Raw genomic sequence first — 21,180 nt, forward strand, 5'->3', positions numbered from 1 at the left:
ATGGCCAAGGGGACGATGCTTCTTGCCGCCGGCGGCACCGGCGGCCACCTGTTTCCGGCCGAGGCGCTGGCGCATGAGCTGCGCGGGCGCGGCTGGTCGGTTCATCTGGTGACGGATGCGCGCGCCGCCCGCTTCGCGCAGAATTTTCCCGCCGAGGACATCCATGTGGTGGAAGCGGCGACCTTCGGCTCGAAGAACCCGCTGGCGCTCCTGAAGAGCGGTTGGACAATCTGGCGCGGGGTGAAGCAGGCTTCCAAAGTGCTGCAGAAGCTCAAGCCGGCTGCGGTGGTCGGCTTTGGCGGATACCCGACACTGCCGCCGCTGTTCGCGGCGACGCGGCGCGGCGTGCCGTCGCTGGTGCACGAGCAGAACGCGGTGATGGGCAGGGCCAACAAGGCGCTGGCCGGCCGCGTGCAGGCGATCGCCGGCGGTTTCCTGAAACCGGCCGGCCTCCATGCGGGCAAGATCGTTCCGGTCGGCAATCCGGTCCGCCAGGCGGTGCTCGACGTGGCCGATGCGCCTTATGACGCGCCGGCGGAAGGCGGGCCGTTCCGGCTTCTTGTTTTCGGCGGCAGCCAGGGCGCGCGCTTCTTCTCCGATACGATGCCTGAGGTGATGGCGCTGATGCCTGAACTGCTGCGGGCGCGGTTGACGGTGACGCATCAGGCGCGTCCCGAGGACGAGGAACGGGTGCGCGCGCGCTACCGGGAAATCGGCGTGAAGGCCGAGGTGGCGCCCTTCTTCGGCGACCTGCCGGCGCGCATGGCCGGTGCGCATCTCGTGGTCAGCCGTGCCGGCGCCTCGACCGTCCTGGAGCTTTCGGTGATCGGCCGGCCCTCGGTCCTGGTGCCGCTGCCGCATGCGCTCGATGACGACCAGGGGCACAATGCCGGCATTCTGGTGGATGCCGGAGGGGCGTTGCTCCGCCGGCAGGCGGAGATCGACGTCGCGGCGTTTGCCGCCGAGCTGACGGCGCTGCTGGGCGACGGGGCACGGCTTGCCGCGATGGCGGCCGGCGCGAAAAGCGTCGGGCGAACGGATGCGACGCGGTTGCTTGCCGACCTCGCTGAGGCTATTGCGTCCGGCACGCCCATCGCAATTTTCATGGAAGGAAACCGCGCATGAAGATGCCGGAGACGATCGGTACAGTGCACTTCGTTGGCATCGGCGGCATCGGCATGAGCGGCATCGCGGAAGCGCTGCACACGCTCGGCTATCAGGTGCAGGGTTCCGACCAGGCGGAGAACGCCAACGTCACCCGTCTGCGCGAGAAGGGCATCTCGGTCTTCGTCGGCCATGCGGCGGACAATCTCGGCGAAGCGGAAGTCATCGTCGTCTCGACGGCGATCAGGAAGAACAATCCCGAGCTCGTCGCCGCGCGCGAACGGCACCTGCCGATCGTGCGGCGCGCCGAGATGCTGGCGGAGCTGATGCGGTTCCGCCAGGCGGTCGCCATCGGCGGAACGCACGGCAAGACCACCACCACGTCGATGGTGGCGGCACTGTTCGATGCGGGCGGCTTCGACCCGACCGTGATCAATGGCGGCATCATCAACGCCTATGGCACGAATGCGCGCATGGGCGAGGGCGACTGGATGGTGGTCGAGGCCGACGAGAGCGACGGCACCTTCCTGAAGCTGCCGGCCGACATCGCGGTCATCACCAACATCGATCCCGAGCATCTCGACCACTATGGCGATTTCGACAGGCTGCGCGAGGCGTTTCGCCAGTTCGTCGAGAACGTGCCGTTCTACGGTTTCGCCGCCATGTGCATCGATCATGCGGAGGTGCAGGCGCTGGTCGGGCGCATCGAGGATCGCCGCGTTGTGACCTATGGCGAGAACCCGCAGGCTGACGTGCGCTTCATGAACCACCGCATGGACGGCGCCGCTTCGGTCTTCGACGTCTCCATCCGCGACCGCAAGAGCGGCGCGACGGAGATGCTCGAAGGATTGCGGCTGCCGATGCCTGGCCGGCACAATGTTTCGAACGCCACGGCGGCGATTACCGTGGCGCACGAGCTGGGCATCGGCGCGGAAGCCATCCGCGCCGGCCTTGCCGGGTTCGGCGGCGTCAAGCGGCGCTTCACCCTGACGGGGAACTGGAACGGCGCCAGCGTGTTCGACGATTACGGACACCATCCGGTCGAGATCAAGGCGGTGCTGCGGGCGGCGCGCGAAGCCTGCGCGGGGCGCATCATCGCCATCGCCCAGCCGCACCGCTACACGCGCCTGCGCGACCTGTTCGACGATTTCGCCGCCTGCTTCAACGATGCGGACACCGTGCTGGTGGCCCCGGTCTATGCGGCCGGCGAGGATCCGATCGAGGGAATCTCGTCCGAGACCCTGGTGTCGCGCATCCGCGCCGCAGGTCATCGCGACGTGCGTTTCATCGATGGTCCGCAGGCCGTCGCGCCGATCGTCCGCGAACAGGCGGGCGAGGGCGATTTCGTCGTCTTCCTCGGCGCCGGCAACATCACGCAATGGGCCTATGCGCTGCCCGGCGAACTGGAGAACGGTGGATGAACGGCGCGGCTCTCCTCGAACGCCTGGGCGACCGGCTTGCCGGGTTGCGCGGCCGGATGACGCCGGACGCCGGGATGGACAAGGTCACCTGGTTTCGTGCCGGCGGCCCGGCGGAGGTGCTGTTCCAGCCGGCCGACGAGGAGGATCTCGCCGCCTTTCTGAAGGCCGTTCCGGAAGAATTCCCGGTCTCGATGGTCGGCATCGGCTCCAACCTTCTTGTCCGCGAAGGGGGCATTCGCGGCTTCGTGGTGCGCCTGTCGGCAAAGGGGTTCGGCCAGGCGGAGACGGTGTCGCCGACGCAGATCCGTGCCGGCGCCTCCATCCCCGACAAGCGCCTGGCAGCCGTAGCGCTGGAGGCGGGCATCGGCGGCTTTCATTTCTACCATGGCATTCCCGGCGGTCTCGGCGGCGCGCTACGCATGAATGCGGGGGCCAACGGCGTCGAGACGCGCGAGCGCGTGGTCGAGGTGCGGGCGCTCGACCGCAAGGGAGAACTGCACGTCCTGTCGAATGCCGATATGGGCTACGCCTACCGGCATTCGGCCGCGCCGAAGGACCTGATCTTCACCTCGGCGGTGATGGAGGGCTACGCCGAGGATCGCGCGACGATCCAGGCGGAGATGGACGCCGTCCAGCATCATCGCGAGACGGTCCAGCCGATCCGCGAGAAGACCGGTGGATCGACCTTCAAGAACCCGCCCGGCACCTCGGCCTGGAAGGAAGTCGACAAGGCCGGCTGCCGCGGGCTGATGATCGGCGGCGCGCAGATGTCGCCGATGCACTGCAACTTCATGATCAACACGGGAACGGCCACCGGCTACGACCTGGAGTTCCTGGGCGAGGCGGTGCGGGCGCGCGTGCTGGAGCATTCGGGCATAAGGCTCGACTGGGAGATCAAGCGCGTCGGGACGTTTCGCGCGGGCCATGAGATCGACGCGTTTCTCGGCCAGATGCTCTGATCTTCGTCGCCGAAGGCGTTTCGAGGGCCTGTCGCCTTCACAATTCGTAAAAATCGACGAAAATTGAATCTTCCGGAATCTCAAGGCCTTGCCACGGAATCAAACCTCTGATTCTTTGGCTTCATAAGTAATCACTGATTTGAGTCGCGGCGTTCCGGTCGGGGGCATTCCCATGCAAGGAGGCTTGCTCGGCCAATGCAGACTATTGCCCTGATTTCAGGGCGGCCGGAAGAAGGGGTAGCCGGATCATGAAGAGGAAGCACGTCGCCGTTCTGATGGGAGGCTTTTCCTCCGAGCGGCCGGTCAGTCTTTCCTCCGGCAAGGCCTGCGCCGATGCTCTCGAGATCGAGGGCTATGCCGTGACGCGGGTCGATGTGGGGCGCGATGCGGCGCACGTTCTGGCCGAGCTCAATCCCGACGTGGCCTTCAACGCCCTGCACGGACCCTTCGGCGAGGACGGGACGATCCAGGGCATCCTGGAATATCTGGCCATTCCCTATACGCATTCGGGCGTGCTGGCTTCGGCGCTGGCCATGGACAAGGAGCTGGCCAAGGTCGTCGGCAAGGCCGCCGGCCTGCCGGTCGCCGAGGCGCGCGTGATGAGTCGCTTCGATATCGTCAAGACGCACCCAATGGAACCTCCCTATGTGGTGAAGCCCGTCAATGAGGGGTCGAGCTTCGGCGTCGTCATCGTCAAGGACGACCAGTCGCATCCGCCGCAGGTCGTCAGTTCGCCGGAATGGCACTATGGCGAGCGGGTGATGGTCGAGCGCTATATTCCAGGGCGCGAGTTCACCTGCGCGGTGATGGGCGACAAGGTGCTTGGCGTCGCCGAGATCCTGCCGGTCGGACATGCCTTCTACGACTATGATTCAAAATACGCTCCGGGGGGATCAAAACACGAATGCCCGGCAAAAGTTTCACCAAATATTTACCAAAAAATAGAGACACTGGCGCTCAAGGCACACAGGGCGATCGGCTGTCGGGGCGTGTCCCGGTCCGACTTTCGTTTCGATGATCGCAAATCCCCGGATGGCGAGCTGGTCTGGTTGGAAGTCAACACGCAGCCCGGCATGACGCCGACGTCTCTCGTGCCCGAGATCGCCGCTGAAGCGGGGTATGGCTTTGGTGAATTGTTGAGTTGGATGGTGGAGGACGCCTCGTGTTCTCGCTGACGTCACGGCAGGGAGATTTCCGGTCGGCCGGTAAACGTTTCGGCGCTGGTGCTTCGGCCGGCGGCGATATCGTTCTGCCGCGCTGGCTGCGCCGGCCTGCGCGCTTCATGCAGCGCGTGAATGCGGGCGAGGTGGAAGCGCCGCGCTACGCCGCCTCGGCGATGACCGCGCTCCTGTTTGCGGCGACCGCGACCTATGGAACGATCGCCGGCGGCCATTTTCCGCAGGTCGTTCAGGACGTCACGGCGCGGACCGGCTTCGCCATCGCGCAGGTGCATGTGAGCGGCAATCGGGAAACCTCGGAGATCGACGTCCTGCAGGAAGTGGGTCTCGACGGGTGGACCGCGCTGATGGGGTTCGATGCCGAGGATGCGCGCGGGCGTATTGCGGGCCTTCCCTGGGTCGAAAGCGCGGCGGTGCGCAAGGTCTATCCTGCCACGCTTGAAGTCGTCATCACCGAAAAGACGCCCTTCGCCATCTGGCAGCAGGGCAACCAGCTTTCCCTGATCGAGAAGGACGGCAGCGTCATCGCGCCGTTCGCCGGCGGGCGCTACGCGGCGCTGCCGATGGTCATTGGCATGGGCGCGCGCGAGGCGGGCCCCGATTTCATCGCCATGGTGGAGCGGCATCCGGACATCGCCCGGCAGGTGCGCGCCTATATCCGCGTCGGCGAGCGACGCTGGGACATGCGCCTGAAGAACGGCGTGACGATCAAGCTGCCGGAACGCAACGAGGCGCTGACGCTGGCGACGCTGGCCCAGCTCGACCGCGAGGACGGGCTTCTGTCGCGCGACATCACCTCGGTCGATATGCGTCTGCCCGACCGTCTGGCCATCGGCCTTTCGACGGATGCCGCGGAGGCGCATGAGGCGGCGATGCGTGAACGGCTTGGTTTGAAGCGTAAATCCGGGGCGCGGATATGAACTGGTTAGCAGACAGGAAAGACAGTGCCGCGCGCCGTTCGGGTATCATTACGGTTCTTGACGTGGGTTCCAGCAAGGTCTGCTGCATTATCGCCAGGCTGATGCCGAGCGAGGAGGGGCGAGCGCTCCGCCAGCGCACGCACCGCGTCAAGGTGATCGGTATCGGGCATCAGCAGTCGCAGGGCGTGAAGTCCGGCGTCATCGTGGATCTCGACCGTGCCGAAGAGGCGATCCGGCTGGCGGTGGACGCCGCTGAGCGGATGGCCGGTCTGACGGTGGAGTCGCTTCTCGTCAATGTCTCGGCGGGACGTCTCAAGAGCGAGACGATCTCCGCCTCGATCAATCTTGGCGGTCATGAGGTCGCCCGGTCCGACATCGATCGCGTGCTCGCTGCGGGCGCCCGCCAGGGGCTCGATACGGAGCGCGAGGTGGTGCACTCGCTGGCGACGGGTTTCAGCCTCGATGCGGAACGGGGCATTCGCGATCCGCGCGGCATGGTCGGCAGCGAGTTGAGCGTGGCGATGCATATCCTGACGGCGGATGCCGCGCCGCTGCGCAATCTGGAGCTTTGCATCAACCGTTCGCACCTTTCGGTCGAGCGGATGGTGGCGACGCCCTATGCGAGCGGTCTGTCCGCGCTGGTCGACGACGAGGCACAGATGGGTGCCGCCTGCATCGACATGGGCGGCGGTACGACGACGATTTCGGTGTTCGCCGACGGCAAGTTCGTCTTCGCCGACGCCCTGCCGGTGGGCGGTAGCCATGTGACGATGGATCTGGTGCGGGGCCTTTCGGCGCGCGTCGAGGACGCCGAACGGCTGAAGGTGATGCACGGATCAGCGCTGCTGTCGTCGAGCGACGACCGCGACATCGTTTCGATCCACCCGATGGGCGCGGATCAGAGCGAGCAGCCGATCCAGGTGCCGCGGGCCGTGATGACGAGGATCATCCGCGCGCGCATCGAGGAGACGCTGGAGATCGCCCGGGACAAGATTCACCGCTCGGGCTATGGCGGCCTCGTAGGGCGGCGCGTGGTTCTGACGGGCGGCGCCAGCCAGCTGGTGGGGCTGCCGGAGGCAGCGCGCCGGCTGTTCGGCCGCAATGTGCGGCTCGGGCGTCCGCTCGGGGTGGCGGGACTTCCCGAAGCGGCCAAGGGTGCCGCGTTCGCGGCCAGCGTCGGTCTGCTGATTTACCCGCAAGTGGCGGAATTCGAGAACCGTGGCCGCAGCGGTAAGAGCGGCATTTTCAATCGCGCAACCGGCACTGGCGGCCGGCTGCAAAGGGTCGGCCACTGGCTGAGAAACAATTTCTAGCGGGGATGCGCCCCAATCATGACCGCAGCGGCGAGGCGGCGGCGAAGGCGGAAAGGACGAGGACAATGACGATTAATCTGCAGAAGCCGGATATCACCGAGCTGAAGCCAAGGATCACCGTGTTCGGTGTGGGTGGCGGGGGCGGCAACGCCGTCAACAACATGATCAATGCCGGTCTGCGCGGCGTCGAGTTCGTGGTGGCCAACACCGACGCCCAGGCGCTGACCCAGTCGAAGGCGGAGCGGCTGATCCAGCTCGGCGCGGCGGTGACCGAGGGCCTCGGCGCCGGTTCGCAGCCCGAGGTCGGCCGCGCGGCCGCCGAGGAATGCATCGACGAGATCGTCGATCACCTGACCTCGACCCATATGTGCTTCGTCACCGCCGGCATGGGCGGTGGCACCGGCACGGGTGCTGCGCCCGTCGTTGCCCGCGCCGCACGCGAGAAGGGCATCCTGACCGTCGGCGTCGTCACCAAGCCGTTCCATTTCGAGGGCCAGCGGCGCATGAAGACCGCCGACGCCGGCATCGAGGAACTGCAGAGCTGCGTCGATACGCTGATCGTCATTCCGAACCAGAACCTGTTCCGCATCGCCAACGACAAGACCACCTTCGCCGACGCCTTCGCGATGGCCGACCAGGTGCTCTATTCGGGCGTCGCCTGCATCACCGACCTGATGGTCAAGGAAGGCCTGATCAACCTCGACTTCGCCGACGTCCGTTCGGTGATGCGTGAGATGGGCAAGGCCATGATGGGCACGGGCGAGGCTTCCGGCGAGGGGCGCGCGATGGCTGCCGCCGAAGCGGCGATCGCCAATCCGCTGCTCGACGAGAGCTCGATGAAGGGCGCGCGCGGCCTGCTGATCTCGATCACGGGCGGACGCGATCTGACGCTGTTCGAGGTGGACGAGGCGGCGACCCGCATCCGCGAGGAAGTCGATCCGGACGCCAACATCATCCTGGGCGCCACCTTCGACGAAGAGCTGGAAGGCGTCATCCGGGTGTCGGTGGTTGCGACCGGCATCGACAAGGCCGCCGCCGAGATCGCCGGCAGCACGAGCGCGGCGCGTCCGGCGCCGCAGCGTCCGGTGGAAGCCCCGCGCCCGGCGGCAATCGCCGCGCGGCCGCAGCCGGTGGCCGTTGATCCGGTGGCCGAGGCGATCCGCGACGCCGAGCGCTCCGTTCCGCAGATGCCGGCGCCGCGTCCGGCAGCCGAAGAGAGCTTCCAGCCGCAGAGCACGCTGTTCCGTCCGACGCCGGCGGCCGCCGCTCCCGCGCCGCAGCCTGTCGCCCAGGTTCTGCGACCGGCACAGCCGGCGCCCGCTCAAGCGGCGCCCGCCGCCCCGGTGAGGGAGCCGCAGGCCGCCGCCCCCCGCATGCCGCGCGTGGAGGACTTTCCGCCGGTGGTGAAGGCGGAGATCGAATCGAACGCGCATCCGCAGCCGGAACAGGACGATCGCGGGCCGATGGGGCTGATCAAGCGCCTGACGCACGGCCTGTCGCGGCGTGACGGCGAACACAATTATGCGGAGCAGCCGCGCGAGCCGAAGCTGCGCCAGGCCAGCCCGCAGCCGCGCCGGGCGTCCGAAAGCGAGGGGCAGCTCTATGCGCCGCGCCAGGGGCAGCTCGACGAGCACGGCCGACTCACCACGCAGCCGCGGAGCATCCAGGACGACGATCACCTGGAGATTCCCGCGTTTCTGCGGCGCCAGGCCAACTGACCTGGTAACGCATGTTAACGGTTTGTTTCAGGAGGGGCGGAGCAGCGCCCCTTCTTTCTTAAGAAAATGTAAATAAAACAATTGTTTATATAATAATTACAAATTCCGATTTGCGTAACACGGGGTAAGAAAGCGTGATTTGGAGTCTGGTTCTCGCGACATTATCTTCCGTCACGGATAAAGGCGGGGCGTGGGACGCATTTTTGGGGGTGTCGTCCTAAAACCTTGGAAGCTTGTGCGCGGGAAGACTTCCGCCACGGGCATTGAGACGAGCTGACGGGGACCATCTTGCTCGAGTACCAGACGACACTGAAATCTCGCTGCTCCCTCTCGGGTATCGGCGTTCACGGCGGCAAGCCGGTTTCCATCCATTTCTCTCCGGCCGATGCCGACACTGGCGTCGTGTTCCAGCGCATCGACGATGCGGGGACCGGCCGCGTGATTCGCGCGCTCGCCTCCGAGGTCGCGCAGACGGATCTGTGCACGGCGCTGGGCGATGTGCGCGGCGAACACGTGGCTACGGTCGAGCATCTGATGGCCGCGCTTCTGGCTGTCGGCATCGATAATGTCGCCATCGAGATCGACGGCAGTGAAGTGCCTGTGCTCGACGGCAGCGCGGCGGCCTTCGTCGAAGCGTTCGAGCAGGTGGGCATCGCGACGCTCGAGGTCAAGCGCCGCTATATCCGCGTCGTCAAGCCGGTACGCATCGACAATGGCAGCTCCTGGGCTGAGTTCCGCCCCTATGACGGCACCCGTTTCGAGGTGGAGATCGATTTCGACACGCCGGCCATCGGCCGCCAGGCGCTTTCCCTCGATCTGAGCGCCGAAACCTTCCGCAGCGAAATCGCCCGCGCCCGGACCTTCGGTTTCATCAAGGATGTCGAGCGGCTGTGGGCCGCCGGCTATGCTTTGGGATCCTCGCTCGAGAACTCCGTGGTGATCGGTGAGGATCACAAGGTCATCAACATGGAAGGCCTGCGCTATCCCGACGAGTTCGTGCGGCACAAGATGCTCGACGCCGTCGGCGATCTCGCTCTTGCCGGCGCCCGCTTCATCGGCTGCTTCCGCTCCTATCGCGGCGGTCACCGGCTCAATGCAGCTGCCCTGCGCCACCTGCTGACGGACCGGTCGGCCTACGAGATCGTCGAAACGACGCGCCGCGAGCAGGGCCGTCGCGCCGAGATGGTCGCCGTCAATGCGCCCGTCTACGCGCCCTGGATGATCTGACCCGGTTTTTGTCGTTTCCGCGGCAGAGCGCTGTTCCCGTTTTACCGTAGTCTTTGCCGATCGGGCCGGTGCCCAGCGCATTCGTGCCATAAAATTGCGGCAATGCCCGGCAATAGCGTTGCCGCGTGCCGGTCATATGCTTTATGACTGCGGTCCACCATCGGGTTCCATGATGCGAGAGGCGAAATGCGTTCAACTTACGATGCCGGTATGACCAGGGCCGGTATGGCTGTGACGGGCAGACGCGCCTTGGCGGCGGTTTGCGCGCTTGGCGCTTCCCTCGTCCTTTCCGCCTGCAACGCGGAGAAGGATCTGGACCTGTCCACCTATGTCGAGCGGACCGATCCGGCAGACGTGCTCTACAATCAGGGTCTGGCCAATCTCAATTCCGGCCGCCTGAAGGAAGCCAGCGCCAAGTTCGAGGCGATCGACCGGCAGCATCCCTATTCGGAATTCGCCCGCAAGGCGATGGTGATGAACACGTTTGCGAGCTACCGGCAGGCGAAGTTCGACGAGGCGATCAACAGCGGCAAGCGCTATGTTTCGCTCTATCCGACCTCGGAAGAGGCGGCCTATGCCCAGTATCTGGTCGGCCTCAGCTATTTCCGCCAGATTCGCGACGTGACGCAGGACCAGCGCGAGGCGCGCCGTACGGCCGAAGCGATGGAGGAAGTCGTCCAGCGCTGGCCCGAATCGGAATATGTCGAGGACGCAAAGACCAAGATCCGGTTCGCCCGCGACCAGCTCGCCGGCAAGGAAATGCAGATCGGCCGCTACTATCTCGAGCGCCGCGAATACATCGCCGCCGTGCGCCGCTTCCGTGGCGTCGTGGAAGAGTACCCGAATACGCGGCATGTCGAGGAAGCGCTGGCGCGCCTGACCGAGGCCTATTTCGCGCTCGGGCTGGTTTCGGAGGCGCAGACGGCCGCCGCCGTGCTTGGACACAACTTCCCCGACAGCAAGTGGTACAAGGATTCCTACGCCCTGCTGCAGTCCGGCGGGCTGGAGCCGCGTGAGAATGTCGGTTCCTGGATCTCCAAGGCTGGATCGGCGATCCTGGGCGGTTAGCGCGATCATCCATGCTGTCCCACCTGTCGATCCGCGATATCGTCCTGATTGAACGCCTCGACATGGATTTTTCGAGCGGTCTCTCCGTGCTGACTGGAGAGACCGGGGCGGGCAAGTCCATTCTTCTCGATTCGCTCTCGCTGGCGCTCGGCGGGCGCGGCGACGCTTCGCTGGTGCGGCACGGCGCTGCACAGGGGCAGGTGATCGCCGTTTTCGACCTGCCGGCCGTTCATCCGGTTCGCGGGCTCCTCGCCGAGAACGCCATCGACGACGAGGGCGATGTCATCCTGCGCCGGGTGCAGAGCGCCGACGGGCGGACCCGTGTCTTCATCAACGACCAGCCGTCCAGCGTGTCCCTGATGCGCGAGGTGGGACGCGCTCTGGTCGAGATCCATGGCCAGCATGACGAGCGCGCGCTGGTCGACGCGGCGATCCATCGCGACCTGCTCGACGCGTTCGGCGGGCATGGCGAGGCGCTGGCGCGCGTCCGGCTCGCCTGGCGCGACTGGCGCCACAGCGAGCAGGAGTTTTCGCGGCACAAGGCACGGGTGGAGGCGGCGGCCCGCGAGGCCGATTTCCTGCGTGCCTCGGTCGAGGAACTGTCCAAGCTCGATCCGCGCCCCGACGAGGAGGCGACGCTGGCGGAGGAACGTGCCGGCATGATGCGGGCGGAGAAGATCGCCTCGGACATCGCCGACGCCCAGGAAGTGCTTTCGGGACAATCCTCGTCGGTGCCGCAGCTTTCGAGCCTGTTGCGGCGCCTCCAGCGCAAGGCGCAGGACGCGCCGGGCCTGCTCGATGTGATCATCGAGCCGCTGGATACCGCGCTTATACAGCTCGATCTCGCGCAGTCGGGTGTCGATGAAGCGATCCGCGCCGCCGAGTTCGATCCGCGTCGTCTCGAGGAGGCGGAGGAGCGGCTGTTCGCGCTGCGCGCGGCGGCCCGCAAGCACAATGTGCAGGTGGACGACCTGGCCGAGCTTTGCGCACGCATGGTCGGCGATCTGGACGAACTCGACGCAGGCGAGGAGCGCCTGGCCGGGCTTCAGGAACAGGCGGCGGCGGCGCTGAAGGCCTATGACGCTGCCGCGCTAGAGCTTTCGGCCATGCGTCGGGATACCGCGCAGGGGCTTAGCGAAGCGGTGATGGCCGAGCTGCCGGCGCTCAAGCTCGAGCGGGCGGCGTTCATTGTCGAGATCGACACCGAAGCCGACGATCGCGGCGAGGACGGCATCGACCGGGTGGAATTCTGGGTGCGGACCAATCCCGGAACCCGGGCGGGGCCGATGATGAAGGTCGCTTCCGGCGGCGAGCTGTCGCGCTTCCTGCTGGCGCTGAAGGTGGTTCTGGCGGATCGCGGGTCGGCGCCGACGCTGGTCTTCGACGAGATCGATACCGGCGTGGGCGGCGCGGTGGCCGATGCCATTGGACAGCGCCTGGCGCGGCTCGCCGACGGTATTCAGGTCCTCTCGGTCACCCATGCGCCGCAGGTGGCCGCCCGCGCGGGCACCCACTACCTGATCGCCAAGAGCGGCGGCTCGGACCGCGTCTCGACGGGCGTGTCCGTGATGGACGAAGGCGCGCGCCGGGAGGAGATCGCCCGCATGCTGGCCGGCGCGACCGTGACCGACGAGGCGCGTGCTGCCGCCCTGCAACTGATCAAGGGCAGTGCAGCCGTCTAAGTTATTGACGGAGCATCGGAACAACCCGAAAACCGGATTCGACTCTCCGGTCCGATGCCCTGAGCTGTGTCAGGAGCCTGATTTCGGCTGAAAACCGGTTCCCACATTCGCCCGGCGATGGTTTAAACTTGCACCGTCGTGCAGTTCGGATTCTCAACACCATGCCAGTCGCAAAAGCTCCCGTCGATTCCCTCAGCGAGACGCAGGCCCGTGCCGAGCTCGAACAGCTCGCGCGCGAGATCGAGGAGCATGACCGGCGCTATCATGCCGAAGATGCGCCGACGATCAGCGATGCGGACTATGACGCGTTGCGCCGCCGCAATCTGGCGATCGAACAGCGTTTTCCTGAACTTGTGCGCGCCGATTCCCCGTCGCGGCGCGTCGGCGCGCCAGTGTCGGAGAAATTCGACAAGGTGCGGCACAAGGTGCCGATGCTGTCGCTCGACAATGCCTTTTCCGATGCCGATGTGATCGATTTCGTCGGCCGCATCCGGCGCTATCTGAAGCTTGGCGCCGAGGCGCCGGTGGCGATGACAGCAGAGCCCAAGATTGACGGCCTGTCGCTGTCGCTGCGCTACGAGGGCGGACGGCTGGTCTCGGCGGCCACGCGCGGTGACGGACAAGAAGGCGAGAACGTCACCGCCAATGCGCGCGCCGTGGCGGACATTCCAAGCATCCTTTCAGGCGCGCCGCCGGAAGTGCTCGAAGTGCGCGGCGAGGTCTACATGACGCATGCGGACTTCCTGGCGCTCAACAGGAGGCAGGAAGCCGAGGGAAAGCCGACCTATGTCAACCCGCGCAACACGGCGGCGGGATCGCTGCGGCAGCTCGATGCGTCTGTGACGGCAGCGCGTCCGCTCAAGTTCTTCGCCTATGCCTGGGGCGAGGTATCGGAGATGCCGTCCGATACGCAGACCGGCATGGTCGACGCGTTGGCGCGGTTCGGCTTTCACACCAACGCGCTGATGAAGCGCTGCGAGAGCGCCGAGGACCTGCTGACGCAGTACCGCAAGATCGAGGAGCTGCGCGCCACGCTCGGCTACGATATCGACGGGGTGGTCTACAAGGTCGACGATCTGGCGCTTCAGCAGCGGCTGGGTTTCGTCTCGCGCAGCCCGCGCTGGGCCATCGCCCACAAGTTTCCGGCAGAGAAGGCGACGACGATCCTGCGGGGCATCGACATCCAGGTCGGCCGCACCGGGGCGTTGACGCCGGTGGCGCGGCTGGAGCCCGTCACGGTCGGCGGCGTCGTGGTGACCAATGCGACGCTGCACAATGCCGAGGAGATCGAGCGGCTCGGCGTGATGATTGGCGACACGGTGACCGTGCAGCGCGCCGGCGACGTCATCCCGCAGATCCTCGGCTTCATTGCCGAGAAGAGGCCCAAGGACGCGGAGGCCTTCGTCTTTCCGACCACCTGTCCGTGTTCGCTCGAGACGCCTGTGGTGCGCGAGGGGATCGGCACGGGCGGCGAGGGCGTCGTGCGGCGCTGTTCGGGCGAGTTTGCCTGCCCGTTCCAGCGCGTCGAGCATCTGCGCCACTTCGTGTCGCGGCGCGCCTTCGATATCGACGGTCTCGGCGAGAAGCAGATCGAGTTCTTCTTCAACGATCCCGACCTGCCGGTGAAGAGCCCTGCCGACATCTTCACGCTGGCCGGCCGCGATGCCGGCAATCTGAAGAAGCTGAAGGACAAGGAAGGCTGGGGCGCGGTCTCTGCCGCCAATCTCTTCGCGGCGATCGAGGATCGCCGGACGATTGCGCTGGAGCGCATGATCTACGGTCTTGGCATCCGCCATGTGGGCGAGCAGACGGCAAAGACCCTGGCGCGCGCCTATGGGACATGGGCCGAGTTCCACGATGCGGCGCTGGCCGTCGCTGTTAACGATGCGCAGGCGCGGGAGGAGATGGACGCGCTCGACGATATCGGCGATGCGGTGATCGCGTCCATTGCCCATTACTTCGGCGAGGAACACAATCGCGAGCTGGTCGAGCGGCTGGCCGGGGAGGTCTCGGTCCAGGAGGCGGAGCGGCCGGCCGAGGATTCGCCCTTCGCCGGCAAGACCATCGTCTTCACGGGGGCGCTGGAGAGGATGTCGCGCGACGAGGCGAAGGCGATGGCGGAACGGCTCGGCGCGAAAGTGGCCGGCTCGGTGTCGAAGAAGACCGACCTCGTCGTGGCCGGACCGGGGGCGGGTTCCAAGCTGAAGAAGGCCTCGGAGCTGGGCATCGAGGTGATTGATGAGGATGCCTGGTTCGAACGGGTCGGCGCCTGAGCGCCGCCCGGCACGCATCATTCCCGCTTAACTGCTGGCTCAAAGGATTTGACGTGACTGCCGGTCCCGCGTGACCTAGAAAAGCTGCCACTGGAGGAATGATGGCCACCGACATCGTGAAGGATAGCACCGGTCCCGGCGAACTGGCGCAAGGGCTGCGGGACAGCCTGCCCGTCGTGGTCGCGGCCGCGCCGTTCGGCGTTCTGTTCGGGGCGCTGGCGGCCGACAACGGGTTGACCGCCTTCGAAGCCATGCTGATGAGCGCCACGATCTTCGCCGGCGCCAGCCAGATGGTCGGCATCGAGCTGTTTGGTCAGAAGGTCGCGCCGTGGCTGATCGTCGTTTCGATCTTCGCTGTCAATTTCCGCCATGTGCTCTATTCAGCCACACTGGGACGGAAGATCACCCATTGGAGCCCGGTGCAGCGGCTTCTCGGCTTTTTTCTGCTGGTCGACCCCATGTTCGCGGAAGCGGAGCGCCGCGGGGAGCAGGGCAAGCGCATCTCCTTCCTGTGGTATCTGGGGGCGGCCCTGCCGGTCTATGTGACATGGGTGGCCGAGGCATGGGTCGGCGCCCTGTTCGGGCGAATGATGCCCGACACACATGCGCTGGGTATCGACTTTCTGCTGCCGATCTACTTCCTCGGCCTGGTGATGGGATTCCACAAGCGTCCGCTGTGGCTGCCCGTCGTTGCCGTCAGCGCCGTCGCCTCGATCATCGCCTACAAGACGGTCGGCTCTCCCTGGCATGTCTCGATCGGTGCGTTCGCCGGGGTGCTCCTGGCGGCGGTGATGGCGCCGACCTCGGGCGGGCAGGAGGAGCAGCCATGAGCACTACCGTATGGATCATCCTGGCTGCTGCGGTCATGACCTACCTGACACGCATCGGCGGCCACATGATCCTGTCACGCTTCGAGCGCATTCATCCGCGCGTCGAAGCGGGCCTCAATGCCGTGCCGGCGGCGGTTCTGACGACGCTGGTGGCGCCTGCCGCCATGAGCGGCGGCGTGGCGGAGCTCGCCGCGCTGGCGACGGGCGCTGCCGTCGCCTTCCTCGTCGGCGGCATGATGCCGATGTTCCTCACATCGGCAGCCGTGCTGATCCTGCTGCGCCACCTGATCGGCTGATCGTTTGGACCCGTTCAACGTTTCACAGAAGCGCTGAACGTGTCTGTCTCGTTGTTTTTCCGTGCTTATGTGAGCGTCAGGTGTTTCCACCTGACCGCAAAACGCTATAGCGGTCGGGTTGCCTGTTCCAGCCAGGCCGCGACCTCGCCGTCGACCAGCGGAGCGATCTCGTCGCGCACACGGGCATGATAGGCGTCGAGCCAGGCCCGCTCGCCGTCTTCCAGAAGCGTGACGTCGATCAGGCGCCGGTCGAACGGTACGAGCGTCAGCGTTTCGAAACCATGCATCTCGATCTCGCCGCCGTCGATGGGCGAGGGCGGTTCGACGACGATCAGGTTCTCGTGGCGGATGCCATAGCTGCCGGTCCTGTAGTAGCCCGGCTCGTTCGAGAGGATCATGCCCGCTTCCAGCTTCTGCGTGCCCGTCCGGGCGATGCGTTGCGGGCCTTCATGCACGGCAAGATAGGAGCCGACCCCGTGGCCGGTGCCATGGGCGTAGTCGAGGCCCGCCTGCCAGAGGGCGTGGCGGGCGAAGGGATCGATGTCCATGCCGCGCGTGCCGGGCGGGAAGCGCAGCCGCGATAGCGCCACGAGGCCCTTGAGGACGCGCGTGGAGCGCACGCGCATCTCCCGGTCGGCTTCGCCGATGACGATTGTGCGGGTGATGTCCGTGGTGCCGTCCTCATACTGCGCGCCGGAATCGATGAGGTACAGCTCGTTCCTGCCGAGCACGCGGTTGGTCTTCGTGTTGGCCCGGTAGTGGACGATGGCGCCGTTGGGGCCGGCGCCGGAGATCGTGTCGAACGAGATGTCGCGGAGCGGCATCTGCATGTCCTCGCCCGTTTGTGCGCGACAGGCTTCAAGCTTGCGCGCCACACTGATCTCGTCCAGCGTTCCCGCTTCCTGCGCGTCGAGCCAGCACAGGAAGCGCGCCATGGCGGCGCCGTCCCGCTTGTGCGCTGCACGCGCGCCGCGCAGTTCCGCAGCGTTCTTGATGGCGCGGGGCAGGCGGGCCGGGTCGGCAAGGTCGACGCTCTTGCCGCCGGCCTTCTCGACCAGCAGGCGCAATTGTTCGGCGGCAAGAGCCGGGTCCAGAGCAAGGCTCGCTCCGGACCGCCCGATGCGCGCGATTTCATCATCGAGCGCTGCCGGCGGATGCAGGTCGGCGAGCTGCGTCAGATAGGCTTCTGTCTCGCGGTCGAGCTTGCGCCTGTCGAGGAAGAGCAGCGGACGGCCTTCAGCCCTGATCAGCGCGAAGCCCAGCGGCAGCGGCGTGTGCGGCACGTCCCTGCCGCGAATGTTGAACGCCCAGGCAAGGGAAGAGGGGTCCGTCAGCACCGTGCAGTCGGCATTGGCCGAGGCGATCACCATGGCGAGGCGGGCAAGCTTCTCGAGGGCGGGCTCGCCCGCGTAGTCGAGAGGCTGGATACGGGTCGGCTCCAGCGGCGGGGCGGGCCGGTCCGCCCAGATGGCGTCGACCAGGTTCGCCTCGACCGGCACCAGTTCGGCGCCGCACCCCTCCAGCGAGGCCGCAAGTGCCCGGACGTCGCCGATCGTGTGCAGCCATGGATCGAAGCCGATGCGCGCGCCCTTGTGCAGATGGGTGGCCATCCAGTCCTTCGGCGGGTTGTCGATCAGGCTCTCGATGGTGAATGTCGAGGGATCGGTCTGTTCCGGCGCCTGCAGCGTGTAGCGGCCGTCGACGAAGAGCACCGCCCGCGTCCGCAGGATCAGCGCGACGCCGGCCGATCCGGTGAAGCCGGTCAGCCAGGACAGGCGCTCCGAGGCGGCGGCGACATACTCGCCCTGGTGCTCGTCCGCGCGGGGCACCAGATAGCCGTCGAGCCCGGTTTCGACGAGAAGCCGGCGGAGTTCGGCGACGCGGCCGATGCCCTGCGCGGGCTCGGATATCACCTCGAAAGATTGAAACATGGCGGTCCTGAACCTTCATTCTGATCCGCCCGGACCCTACAGCACAGGTCGGGGGAGCGAAATCTGTTTCACCGGGGAATGCTGATTTTGATGCAATGCACCATTTCTGCTGCGATGCAAAATAAGATGGTAGCCATGCGCAAACGGCTCTGGTTGAGCGGCGGAGGCAGGCTTATCTTCAGCGCCATGGAGGACGGACGGCCCGTCCCCGCACAAGGAGAACTCAAATGGCCCAATCCGCAGGAAAGCGCGGCTTTTTCCGTGGCGCATTCGATGCGCTGATCGAGGCACGTCAGAAGCAGGTCAGAAGCTACGTCAACGGCGCGCTTCTCATGCTCGACGATGAGACCTTGCGCGCCCACGGCTACAATCGTGACGAACTGAAGCGTAGCCGCAGCGTTTCCCACATGTTCTGATCGCGTTCATCGCGAGCGTTCCCAGAATAAAGCCCCGGAGACCGATGCTGGTTTCCGGGGTTTTTCTTTGCCGGGCCCGTGGCGGGTCAGCGCTTCATGTGGATCGTCACCCAGCCCTCGCGCGCATCGGTCCGGATGTGGCGGAAGCCCTGGCCGTTATAGGCGGCAATGACCGAGCGGCGCTGCCGCTCCAGTATGCCGGACAGGATCAGCGAGCCGCCGGGCGCCAGATGCCGCGCCATGCCCGGCGCCAATCCCATCAGCGGGCGCGCCAGGATGTTGGCGACGATCAGGTCGAACGGCCGCCATTCGGAGAAGACCCGGTGATGGAAGCCGGTGGCCGTGTGCGCGTCGATGAGGCTCTCGACCTCGTTCAGCCGTACATTCTGCTTCGCCACATCCACCGCGACGGGGTCGATGTCGGTGGCAAGGACAGGGATGCGCGCGGCCCTGGCGATGGCGATGGCAAGCACGGCGCTGCCGGCGCCGAGATCGAGCGCCAGGCGGGGCGCCTCGCTCTGCAGGACGCGGGCGATCGCCTGCAGGCAACCGGCCGTCGTGCCATGGTGCCCCGTGCCGAAGGCAAGGCCGGCCTCGATCTCGATGGCGATGTCGCCGGGCCGGCGCAACTGCCGGTCATGGCTTCCATGGACCAGAAAGCGGCCGACCCGCACCGGCGTCAGCCCGGCCAGCGAATGGCTGACCCAGTCGATCTCTGGAACAGGCTCCAGGGTCAGTGCCGGCGCAGTACCCAGGGCAGCCAGCGTTTCGCGAACCTGCGTGGCGACCGTCTCGACATCGTCTTCGGCGTAGAGCGACACTTCGAACAGGCCGCGCTCCTCGTCCGTCTCGAAGATGCTGATCGGCAGGCCCTGGTCGTCGAAACGGGCGTCGAGAAGCTTGAAGATCGCTTCCGCGTCGGCGCGCGGCGCGGTCAGGAAAAGGCGTGTCTGGCCCATGAGGATCCGTGCGGTCAGGTTTCGTTCGCCAGGCGCTTCAGCTTGGCCAGGGCGGTGTCGGGATTTTCCTCATAGGCGATGGTGCCGAAAAAGTCTCCGGCGCTGTCCAGAAGAATGATCGAGGCGGTGTGGTCCATCGTGTAGTCGCCGCCTTCCAGATCGACCTTGCGCGCGTAGATGGAGAAGCCTTTCGCCATCTCCGCGATCTGCTCGGGTGTGCCGGTGATGCCGGTGATGCGGTCGGAGAAATTGCCGAGATAGGCCTTCATCACTTCCGGCGTGTCGCGCTCGGGATCGACGGACACGAAATAGGCCTTGATGTCCTCGCCTTCGCTGCCCATCTGGTCGAGCCAGCCATCCAGTTCAAACAGGGTGGTCGGGCAGACCTCCGGGCAGTGGGTGAAGCCGAAGAAGACGGCGGTGGGGCCGCCCTTGAAGGCGGCCTCGGTGATCGTCTGTCCGTTCTGGTCGACAAGCGCGAAGGGCACGCCGAAGGATCTGGGCGTGTTCTGCTGCTGGTACCACTGGAACGTCAGGAAGCCGATACCGACCGCCATGACAGCGAGAATGCCGACAAGAATGGAGCGCATCATTGCAACGAACCTAAGCTGATTGGGATGGATCAAGCCAGAGCATCGGGCCGAGAATTGGCCTCCGGTTTTCGGTTGTACCGATGCTCCATCAATGGGTTGGATCGTCCATTGTGCGTCCGGATGGACGCATGGCGATCTAGAAGCACCAGGCGAGGCCGGATTGCGCCATGGCGATGAATATGCCGGCGCCGTTCTCCAGCCACATGGCAAACCCAACCCCGGTCAATGCCGCAGCGACAAATACTGCCGCGCTTGCCTTGAGCCATGCGTTCGCCTGCCAAGTCTGCTGTCTCTTCATGGTTCACGATAGCGCGGAAGCGCCCCACAATGCAAAGCTGCATCTTGTCGCAACGGGCGGGTATGGCCGACCCGGCGGACTCCCGCCAGTCGTGACTGGCGGGGGGGGGGGGGCAGGGGAATTGCTGGAGGCAATTGCGTGGACTATACGTCCACAAGGGCACGATATGGCAACATTATCCCCAAATCGTTATCGCACTATACGCTTATAGCGTGTATCAGGTTGTGTGCGTTTCGAAACGATTCTGGGTATTGCCTTTTTAAAACAAAAGCATATTCCGTTCGTGGATTCGCCTTATGGGTGAGTGGTTCATTCTTTTCCGGTTGAATAGATTTTTCCGGGCGTTCTTGTAGTTCTGCAATTATCGCGTGTATGCAGGATGATGTGGACTGTGGGAGATACGCGGCGCGTTTAGCATATACTCGATGTCCGCGGCACTTGACTTCCTGTTCACTTCTATAGAGATATGTATCCAGCCAGCTGGTTTATACATGTCTTCCGGCAGGTTTTGGGGCGAAGTGAATGATCAAGGAATTCGACAAGCTGAAGCAGCAGCTCATCGAGCTTTCGGAGGCGGTAAACAAGTTCGAGTCCGAAGCCGTGCAACTGCGCGTCGTGGAACTCGTTCTCGACCACAATCTGGGCCGGGGGCACAATTTTTCCGAGAGCGGGATCGAGCGCTATATCGCCGGCCCGGGCCTGTCGGAGATCGTTCACGGCGCACGGTCGGGGCGCAGGAAGAAGACGACGGACAGCGCGAGGGGCGCCGTGGCGGCGCTGAACGAGCTGATCGGCAGCGATTTCTTCGCCGCACCGCGCACCATCAGCGATATCGTCAGCCATTGCGAGGAGAGTTTTGGCGCGCGCTACAAGTCGAACGCCTTCTCCGGCCCGCTGTCGCGCCATGCGCGCACCGGCGTCCTGGCGCGCGAGAAGAACGAAGACGGAAAGTTCGTTTACTTCAAACCCTGATCCCGGGGCGACTGACCGTTTC

At 65.5% G+C, this 21,180-nt stretch carries 19 protein-coding genes; 15 read left to right on the plus strand and 4 right to left on the minus strand.

Going from position 1 to position 21,180, the window contains the following annotated elements:
* From murG to NA2_RS00520, 13 genes are all read left to right on the plus strand, one after another.
* Complete coding sequence (gene murG / locus NA2_RS00460) at positions 1-1,125, plus strand: undecaprenyldiphospho-muramoylpentapeptide beta-N-acetylglucosaminyltransferase (protein WP_008592977.1); 1,125 nt, start codon at positions 1-3, stop codon at positions 1,123-1,125.
* Complete coding sequence (gene murC / locus NA2_RS00465) at positions 1,122-2,525, plus strand: UDP-N-acetylmuramate--L-alanine ligase (RefSeq protein WP_008592980.1); 1,404 nt, start codon at positions 1,122-1,124, stop codon at positions 2,523-2,525. The genes murG and murC overlap by 4 nt, the downstream gene beginning before the upstream one ends.
* On the plus strand, positions 2,522-3,484 hold the full coding sequence (murB, locus tag NA2_RS00470; RefSeq protein WP_008592982.1) for a UDP-N-acetylmuramate dehydrogenase: 963 nt from the start codon (positions 2,522-2,524) through the stop codon (positions 3,482-3,484). Before murC ends, murB begins: the two co-directional genes overlap by 4 nt.
* A 248-nt stretch (positions 3,485-3,732) precedes the next feature.
* Positions 3,733-4,659 (plus strand): D-alanine--D-alanine ligase, encoded by a 927-nt coding sequence (locus NA2_RS00475; RefSeq protein ID WP_008592984.1) that lies wholly within the window; start codon positions 3,733-3,735, stop codon positions 4,657-4,659.
* Entirely contained in the window at positions 4,647-5,582 is a 936-nt protein-coding gene (locus NA2_RS00480) for a cell division protein FtsQ/DivIB (protein ID WP_008592986.1), read from the plus strand. Before NA2_RS00475 ends, NA2_RS00480 begins: the two co-directional genes overlap by 13 nt.
* Positions 5,579-6,895: a cell division protein FtsA gene (ftsA, locus tag NA2_RS00485; RefSeq protein WP_040676319.1), complete on the plus strand. Its 1,317-nt coding sequence runs from the start codon at positions 5,579-5,581 to the stop codon at positions 6,893-6,895. The genes NA2_RS00480 and ftsA overlap by 4 nt, the downstream gene beginning before the upstream one ends.
* A 65-nt stretch (positions 6,896-6,960) precedes the next feature.
* Positions 6,961-8,613: a cell division protein FtsZ gene (gene ftsZ / locus NA2_RS00490; protein ID WP_008592991.1), complete on the plus strand. Its 1,653-nt coding sequence runs from the start codon at positions 6,961-6,963 to the stop codon at positions 8,611-8,613.
* Between the two features lie 288 nt (positions 8,614-8,901).
* Positions 8,902-9,840 carry a UDP-3-O-acyl-N-acetylglucosamine deacetylase gene (lpxC, locus tag NA2_RS00495; protein WP_008592993.1) on the plus strand — a complete coding sequence of 313 codons (939 nt, stop codon included), beginning with the start codon at positions 8,902-8,904 and terminating at the stop codon, positions 9,838-9,840.
* Positions 9,841-10,065: 225 nt separating this feature from the next.
* Positions 10,066-10,908: an outer membrane protein assembly factor BamD gene (locus NA2_RS00500; protein WP_086005943.1), complete on the plus strand. Its 843-nt coding sequence runs from the start codon at positions 10,066-10,068 to the stop codon at positions 10,906-10,908.
* An 11-nt stretch (positions 10,909-10,919) separates the two neighbouring features.
* A complete protein-coding gene (recN, locus tag NA2_RS00505) occupies positions 10,920-12,590 on the plus strand; it encodes a DNA repair protein RecN (RefSeq protein WP_008592998.1) in 1,671 nt (556 codons plus the stop codon).
* A 161-nt stretch (positions 12,591-12,751) separates the two neighbouring features.
* Positions 12,752-14,863, plus strand: a complete 2,112-nt coding sequence (gene ligA, locus NA2_RS00510) for an NAD-dependent DNA ligase LigA (RefSeq protein ID WP_008593001.1) — start codon at positions 12,752-12,754, stop codon at positions 14,861-14,863.
* Between the two features lie 101 nt (positions 14,864-14,964).
* Positions 14,965-15,693 (plus strand): AzlC family ABC transporter permease, encoded by a 729-nt coding sequence (locus tag NA2_RS00515; RefSeq protein ID WP_040676385.1) that lies wholly within the window; start codon positions 14,965-14,967, stop codon positions 15,691-15,693.
* Complete coding sequence (locus tag NA2_RS00520) at positions 15,690-15,989, plus strand: AzlD family protein (RefSeq protein WP_008593005.1); 300 nt, start codon at positions 15,690-15,692, stop codon at positions 15,987-15,989. The genes NA2_RS00515 and NA2_RS00520 overlap by 4 nt, the downstream gene beginning before the upstream one ends.
* 104 nt (positions 15,990-16,093) lie before the next feature.
* Here the strand turns inward: NA2_RS00520 and NA2_RS00525 are convergent, their stop codons facing one another.
* Positions 16,094-17,920 (minus strand): aminopeptidase P family protein, encoded by a 1,827-nt coding sequence (locus tag NA2_RS00525; protein WP_008593007.1) that lies wholly within the window; start codon positions 17,918-17,920, stop codon positions 16,094-16,096.
* A 227-nt stretch (positions 17,921-18,147) separates the two neighbouring features.
* Between NA2_RS00525 and NA2_RS00530 the strand changes: the two genes are divergently transcribed.
* Complete coding sequence (locus NA2_RS00530) at positions 18,148-18,336, plus strand: hypothetical protein (RefSeq protein ID WP_008593009.1); 189 nt, start codon at positions 18,148-18,150, stop codon at positions 18,334-18,336.
* Between the two features lie 86 nt (positions 18,337-18,422).
* Here NA2_RS00530 and NA2_RS00535 read toward each other — a convergent pair whose 3' ends face one another.
* The 3 genes from NA2_RS00535 to NA2_RS21835 all read right to left on the minus strand — a co-directional run bounded on the left by NA2_RS00535 (position 18,423) and on the right by NA2_RS21835 (position 20,186).
* Positions 18,423-19,295, minus strand: a complete 873-nt coding sequence (locus NA2_RS00535) for a 50S ribosomal protein L11 methyltransferase (protein WP_008593010.1) — start codon at positions 19,293-19,295, stop codon at positions 18,423-18,425.
* 14 nt (positions 19,296-19,309) lie between these two features.
* A complete protein-coding gene (locus NA2_RS00540) occupies positions 19,310-19,888 on the minus strand; it encodes an SCO family protein (protein ID WP_008593013.1) in 579 nt (192 codons plus the stop codon).
* Positions 19,889-20,024: 136 nt separating this feature from the next.
* Complete coding sequence (locus NA2_RS21835; protein WP_157188089.1) at positions 20,025-20,186, minus strand: hypothetical protein; 162 nt, start codon at positions 20,184-20,186, stop codon at positions 20,025-20,027.
* Positions 20,187-20,708: 522 nt separating this feature from the next.
* Between NA2_RS21835 and NA2_RS00545 the strand changes: the two genes are divergently transcribed.
* Positions 20,709-21,158, plus strand: coding sequence for a hypothetical protein (locus tag NA2_RS00545; RefSeq protein WP_008593015.1), 450 nt, complete (start codon positions 20,709-20,711; stop codon positions 21,156-21,158).
* The last annotated feature ends 22 nt before the right edge of the window (positions 21,159-21,180 follow it).

The organism is Nitratireductor pacificus pht-3B (genome assembly GCF_000300335.1).
Taxonomy (GTDB): domain Bacteria; phylum Pseudomonadota; class Alphaproteobacteria; order Rhizobiales; family Rhizobiaceae; genus Nitratireductor; species Nitratireductor pacificus.

Coding starts and splice junctions, on each gene's coding strand:
- murG (WP_008592977.1), top strand. CDS start 1: ATGGCCAAGGGGACGATGCTTCTTGCCGCCGGCGGCACCGGCGGCCAC.
- murC (WP_008592980.1), top strand. CDS start 1,122: ATGAAGATGCCGGAGACGATCGGTACAGTGCACTTCGTTGGCATCGGC.
- murB (WP_008592982.1), top strand. CDS start 2,522: ATGAACGGCGCGGCTCTCCTCGAACGCCTGGGCGACCGGCTTGCCGGG.
- NA2_RS00475 (WP_008592984.1), top strand. CDS start 3,733: ATGAAGAGGAAGCACGTCGCCGTTCTGATGGGAGGCTTTTCCTCCGAG.
- ftsA (WP_040676319.1), top strand. CDS start 5,579: ATGAACTGGTTAGCAGACAGGAAAGACAGTGCCGCGCGCCGTTCGGGT.
- ftsZ (WP_008592991.1), top strand. CDS start 6,961: ATGACGATTAATCTGCAGAAGCCGGATATCACCGAGCTGAAGCCAAGG.
- NA2_RS00500 (WP_086005943.1), top strand. CDS start 10,066: ATGGCTGTGACGGGCAGACGCGCCTTGGCGGCGGTTTGCGCGCTTGGC.
- recN (WP_008592998.1), top strand. CDS start 10,920: ATGCTGTCCCACCTGTCGATCCGCGATATCGTCCTGATTGAACGCCTC.
- ligA (WP_008593001.1), top strand. CDS start 12,752: ATGCCAGTCGCAAAAGCTCCCGTCGATTCCCTCAGCGAGACGCAGGCC.
- NA2_RS00515 (WP_040676385.1), top strand. CDS start 14,965: ATGGCCACCGACATCGTGAAGGATAGCACCGGTCCCGGCGAACTGGCG.
- NA2_RS00520 (WP_008593005.1), top strand. CDS start 15,690: ATGAGCACTACCGTATGGATCATCCTGGCTGCTGCGGTCATGACCTAC.
- NA2_RS00525 (WP_008593007.1), bottom strand. CDS start 17,920: ATGTTTCAATCTTTCGAGGTGATATCCGAGCCCGCGCAGGGCATCGGC.
- NA2_RS00530 (WP_008593009.1), top strand. CDS start 18,148: ATGGCCCAATCCGCAGGAAAGCGCGGCTTTTTCCGTGGCGCATTCGAT.
- NA2_RS00535 (WP_008593010.1), bottom strand. CDS start 19,295: ATGGGCCAGACACGCCTTTTCCTGACCGCGCCGCGCGCCGACGCGGAA.
- NA2_RS00540 (WP_008593013.1), bottom strand. CDS start 19,888: ATGATGCGCTCCATTCTTGTCGGCATTCTCGCTGTCATGGCGGTCGGT.
- NA2_RS21835 (WP_157188089.1), bottom strand. CDS start 20,186: ATGAAGAGACAGCAGACTTGGCAGGCGAACGCATGGCTCAAGGCAAGC.
- NA2_RS00545 (WP_008593015.1), top strand. CDS start 20,709: ATGATCAAGGAATTCGACAAGCTGAAGCAGCAGCTCATCGAGCTTTCG.